This is a genomic window from Patescibacteria group bacterium (genome assembly GCA_024654625.1).
In the GTDB taxonomy this organism is placed as follows: domain Bacteria; phylum Patescibacteriota; class Minisyncoccia.
Genome location: JANLHB010000008.1, coordinates 1 through 5,130, shown reverse-complemented (window position 1 = coordinate 5,130; position 5,130 = coordinate 1). Strand labels below are relative to the sequence as shown.

Annotated in this window: 7 protein-coding genes; 3 read left to right on the top strand and 4 right to left on the bottom strand. The window is 37.0% G+C overall.

Annotated features, from left to right (window positions below):
- The 4 genes from NUV40_00835 to NUV40_00820 all read right to left on the bottom strand — a co-directional run.
- On the bottom strand, positions 1-209 hold a 209-nt coding region (locus NUV40_00835; GenBank protein MCR4342433.1), incomplete at its 3' end, for a DUF5667 domain-containing protein.
- Between the two features lie 143 nt (positions 210-352).
- Positions 353-856 (bottom strand): TIR domain-containing protein, encoded by a 504-nt coding sequence (locus NUV40_00830; GenBank protein ID MCR4342432.1) that lies wholly within the window; start codon positions 854-856, stop codon positions 353-355.
- A gap of 10 nt (positions 857-866) precedes the next feature.
- Positions 867-1,553 (bottom strand): TIR domain-containing protein, encoded by a 687-nt coding sequence (locus NUV40_00825; protein ID MCR4342431.1) that lies wholly within the window; start codon positions 1,551-1,553, stop codon positions 867-869.
- A gap of 12 nt (positions 1,554-1,565) precedes the next feature.
- Complete coding sequence (locus NUV40_00820; protein ID MCR4342430.1) at positions 1,566-1,967, bottom strand: hypothetical protein; 402 nt, start codon at positions 1,965-1,967, stop codon at positions 1,566-1,568.
- A gap of 60 nt (positions 1,968-2,027) precedes the next feature.
- On the opposite strand from NUV40_00820, the gene lexA reads away from it, so the two are divergent.
- From lexA to NUV40_00805, 3 genes are read left to right on the top strand one after another with little or no spacing between them, the layout of a single operon-like run.
- Positions 2,028-2,654, top strand: coding sequence for a transcriptional repressor LexA (lexA, locus tag NUV40_00815; GenBank protein ID MCR4342429.1), 627 nt, complete (start codon positions 2,028-2,030; stop codon positions 2,652-2,654).
- A gap of 19 nt (positions 2,655-2,673) precedes the next feature.
- On the top strand, positions 2,674-4,248 hold the full coding sequence (locus NUV40_00810) for a site-specific DNA-methyltransferase (GenBank protein ID MCR4342428.1): 1,575 nt from the start codon (positions 2,674-2,676) through the stop codon (positions 4,246-4,248).
- A gap of 3 nt (positions 4,249-4,251) precedes the next feature.
- Entirely contained in the window at positions 4,252-5,034 is a 783-nt protein-coding gene (locus NUV40_00805; GenBank protein MCR4342427.1) for a TdeIII family type II restriction endonuclease, read from the top strand.
- Positions 5,035-5,130 lie beyond the last annotated feature (96 nt).

The following is a 5,130-nucleotide window of genomic DNA, read 5'->3' as shown; positions in this document are numbered from 1 at the left end:
CGCTCTCCTGCAAATTCAATTTGAAGCTTGGCTTTTGCTTCGGGATTAAAGGTAAAGAATTGTCGTAGATTTTCACCCAGACGGTCAAGGAAATAGAACGAACTTTCAGGTGTAATTCCCGCTGAAGGAAGTTGAACAGGTGTTCCTTGTGCAAAAGCCAAAAATGGAACGAATAATAATGAAACTAGAACAAATTTTGGGTTTTTCATAATGATTCTATTATATCAGAAAATAAGATTCTGCCATAGTAAAGTGTTGATAAGAATTCAAGTATCTTCTGACTTGCACCACCCTCTCGTTCGCGCACAATATCCCCAACGTGGGAAAAAGAGGAGACGGCGGGGATGCTCCCCTAATTACTATTTCTAATAGTTACAGCTTCTTCAACAGCGTTTGAAATGTTTCTTGAAATCCAATCATATCTTTCCTTACTATTCACGCCTGCTGGGTTGTAACACTTTATTATCGCGGATAACTTTTTTCCGCTATCGCCGTACGGTATGTAATCAAACGGATTGTTTCCTTTTTCAGTAATAAATCCTTCGCTATTTTTTATTCCGTGGATATAAATGCCCACAACTCCCATTTTATTATTCCATGATTTTATAATTTCGTGGTTTATCCATTTTCTGTCTGCGGTTTTATTCCCAACAAGAACGACAGTGCATGATCTGTATTTCATCTGTTCACTTATCCACTTTTTTATGGCCTCATCACCATTGCTCGATATTGTTTCCCAATCGTTGTCAGGCGCAGGTCTATTTCCCTCAATCGCACCAATACTGCGAATTGTTGAAGCGCGCCAACAATCCGGTTTGTAATGGAAACTATAAAAAACTTGTCTTTTTGTAGCCATAATTACTAAACTAACTTACAACTTTCACAAGCTCGTAATCATCAATACTCTGGTTTAATCTTGTAGCGTGGTCAATGTAGTAATTTATATTTGGCATGAAATCGCTCCACTTAACAGGGTGAATATACGAATGGTCGTCGCCGGTATGAACTACCCCGCAAACACCATTAGGACATACTGCCGTTTTTGGTTGCTTTCTGTTGAACATATTTTTTCCAAGAATTTGAAATAATGTATCTTGTTTCCATCTGATACTGCCACAATGAACACATCCTATCGGTTGAACAAAATATTCATAACTACCATTTTCGTCTGGAATAACTACTGCCACTATCCCATTTGATCCACTCGTTCTGTCTTCTCTCGTTTTCTCTCGCAGAGAGTACGCTACTTCCCAAGGTATCCACTGGTCTGATTCCGGCGTATAGAGCTCTCTCATATTTTTTGAAATCAAAACCACCGTAACAGTGCTATCATAGATTTTATCCCGCAAATTAGAGGCGATTGTTTCGTCCTTAAATCCACCCATATCCTCTCCGTCATCTTCACCTTTAATTATATGATCGTTCGCATCCAAATGATTATGCAACCAATCAACATAATGCCTTGCTGTTGTAGGATTGCTCTCTCCCAACCTTGCGATATGCTGGACACTTGAATCACTGTATTTATAACTTACAAAAACTTTTCTTGCCATAATTTTTTAAATTTAGTTTAGATACACAATAAATAATGCCGCCCCAATCAATGGTAAATAGAAAATTAAAAGAGTAGTAGAAAACATTGCATACAACAAAGTATTTTTCTTGAATTTTTTATATTCACTTATGTCCATTGAAAAATCAATCTCCTCCTCTTTAAGTTTTCTCACATAATTATATAAATCTCGGAATAGTCGCTCTTGGGAAAGAAAATATCCATCTAAAATCCAAAAGACTAGGGTTAGAACTATCAGAAAATAAATAACATTGCTGGAATTACTACCTTTGATAAATAAAGCGAGTAATGCGGAAATCAAAGTGATAGTCCAGCCTCTTAAGAAAAATAAATTACCCGCCATTCTGCGGACGATATCCTGGATAAATTCAAGATGTTTACGTTTGTTTTCCATTGTTTGATTTGTGGATAACTTCCACTTGTTTAGGTTTATGTTAGGTAGTATACTCTAAGTATGAAAGAGAAGTCAAGCACTGGAATAGGAAAACCATCAAAACGACAGGCGGAGATTCTGCAGTTTGCCAGAGAATACCGCCGAGAGAATGGATATTCGCCCTCTTTGACCGAGATTGCGAAGTATTTTGATATTTCTATTCCAACAGTTCATCAGCATGTCTCGTCTTTAAGGGAGAAAAATCTTCTCACGACCGAGAAAGGTAAAAAACGATCTATTCAAGCACTTCATAATCATAAACTGGCAACTGTAGAAATATTGTTGATGGGGTTGATTCCCGCCGGAGGTCCCATCGAAGCAATCCCTGATCCAAGACCGATAGAAGTTCCACGCAACATGCTTTCGTCTGGTGCCAACTATTACGCGCTAGAAGTAACTGGGCGAAGTATGATAGAAGAAGGTATTTCTGATGGTGACATTGTGATAATTCGTGATCAGCAGACTGTTGATGATGGGGAAAAAGCTGTTGCATACATGCCAGACAGAAATGAGGTTACGCTCAAAAAGATTTACAGAGAAAAAGACCGAATTAAACTTGTTCCGGCAAATAAGTATATGGAACCTTTTTATGAAACAAATGTTGAGATACAAGGCAAGGTCGTCGGTGTTCTTAGGAAAGAAATTTAAAAAATGTTAAAATAATTTTATGTCACTAGTAACTATCCCCGAAGCATCAAAATGGGCATCAGATTTTCTTGAAAAAGAAGTTTTGCCGACAAATATTTCTTATCTCGTCCAATATGGAAAAGTAAAAAAACACGGAGAGAACGGCTCGACCATGGTTGATTTAAATGATTTAAAAGAATATTACGCTTCATATAACGGTAATCGCGAGGTAAGTTGGAAAAAAAATCTAGGCAATGACTTAAACTGGACTCTTTCTTTTGATAATTTAAGAGAAGTAGATACTACAAAACATGTCCACCGACTCCACCCATACAAAGGGAAATACATTCCCCAGCTTGTTGAGTATTTTATAGATAATCACACTGATGATTTTAAAAAAGAAGCTTATTTCAAAGCCGGTGATATTATTCTTGATCCATTCTTAGGTTCCGGAACAACAATTATTCAGTCTTTAGAGATGGGTATTCATTCTGTTGGTATAGATGTCTCGGAATTTAACTGTATGATCTCAAGTTGTAAGGCAACCCATTATGATGACGAGTATTTACAAAAAGCGATTAAAAAATTGATTACTTCACTTGATTCTTTTGAGCATGATAATAAAATTCAGGATTTCGAAAATGAGCTTCTTGGAGAACTTGCTAAATTTAACCTTATACATTTTCCCGGTTCTGACTTCAAATACAAAATCAATCAAGGAAAATTTGATGAAAAGAAATTTTCTATCGAAAAAGAGCGTGAGTTTTTACCTATTTATCAGAAATTGGTCAAAAAATACTCAATCAAATTAAAACAGGATAAGTCAGGCTCTTTCCTTGATATTTGGTTTATGGATAATGTTCGCCGAGAGATAGACCACGTTTTTCAAACAATAAAACAAGAGAAAGATGTTAAGGCTAGAAAAATGCTCGCTCTTATTTTGAGTAGAACCATTAGATCATGCCGTGCAACTACACATAGCGACTTAGCAACTCTTAAAGAGCCACAACTCACAACTTACTATTGTTATAAGCACAAAAAAATCTGCAAGCCTCTTTTTTCTATAACAAGCATGCTCAATCGCTACGCGCTTGATACCTTGAGTAGAATTAGAGAATTTAAAAGATTGCGTAAGCCCGTCCATTATTCTGTATTAACTGGTGACTCAAGAGCTGTAAATATTTTTGAGAAAATAGAAAAACAGAACCCAGAGTTTTCTAAAATTCTAAAAAAGCAGAAAATAGCTGGTATTTTTTGTTCACCTCCATATGTCGGGCAAATTGATTACCACGAACAACACGCTTACGCATATGACCTTCTTGGATTTAAGCGCAAGGATGATTTAGAAATTGGTCCGCTTTATAAGGGGCAAGGAATGGAGGCTCGCCGGTCATATGCACAAGGAATTGCGGATGTCTTAAATAATTGCAAGGAATATCTCAAAGCGGATTTTGATATATTTCTTGTGGCAAATGATAAATATAATCTCTATCCAGAAATTGCGGAGAAAGCAGGAATGAAAATTGTGAATCAGTTTAAGCGACCAGTATTGAACCGTACGGAACGCGATCGAAATCCGTATTCAGAAATTATATTTCATTTTAAGACAAAATAATTTATGGCTTTATCTAAAGAACAAATAAATAGTGTTGAGGAAGTTTTGAAAGCAAGTCTGCGTAACAAGTTTCAAAACTATAAACCGGAACCGGCATCAATGCCTTTCCATACTCGCTTGCTCGGTAAAGACCGACTCGCTCTTTATTCTTTTATCCACTCTATCAATACAAATTTCGGAACGAGTATTTTTGAGCCGGTTGGTCTTGCTTTAGCGCAAAAGCATTTTAAAATGGCTACCTCGCAAGCTACAGCTGGAAATCAAATCAGTAGCGCCGCACAGACTGAAATCCAAAAGATTATTGATGGTCTTATTACGGCAACAAGCACTCCAAATAAAAAAGAAGAAATTGAGAGAATACGAAAAGTTTGTCAAACCGGTGAGATGATTAAAGTAAAACCTACAAAGGTTGATTTAATGTTTGAATCAAAAGACGGTGCATATTTCTTGTTTGATATTAAAACAGCAAAACCAAATGCTGGCGGTTTTAAAGAGTTTAAACGCACACTACTGGAATGGGTCGCTGTTGTTTTAGCAAACAATCCTAAGGCGGATGTAAATACTTTTATAGCAATTCCATACAATCCCTACGAACCAGAACCATATACCCGCTGGACAATGCGGGGAATGCTCGATCTTGAAAATGAGCTTAAAGTAGCAGACGAGTTTTGGGATTTTCTTGGTGGTAAAAATACCTACAAGGATTTACTCGACTGCTTTGAGAGAGTTGGTATTGAGCTTCGAGATGAAATCGATGCCTACTTTAAGCGTTTTAGCAAGAAATAGTCCGCCCCGAATTCCCCCAAAACAAAAAGAGGAGCAAATGGAAAATTCCTCCCCAAACCCCTCCTTTTCCATTTGCGACATCCGAATTCAAAAACA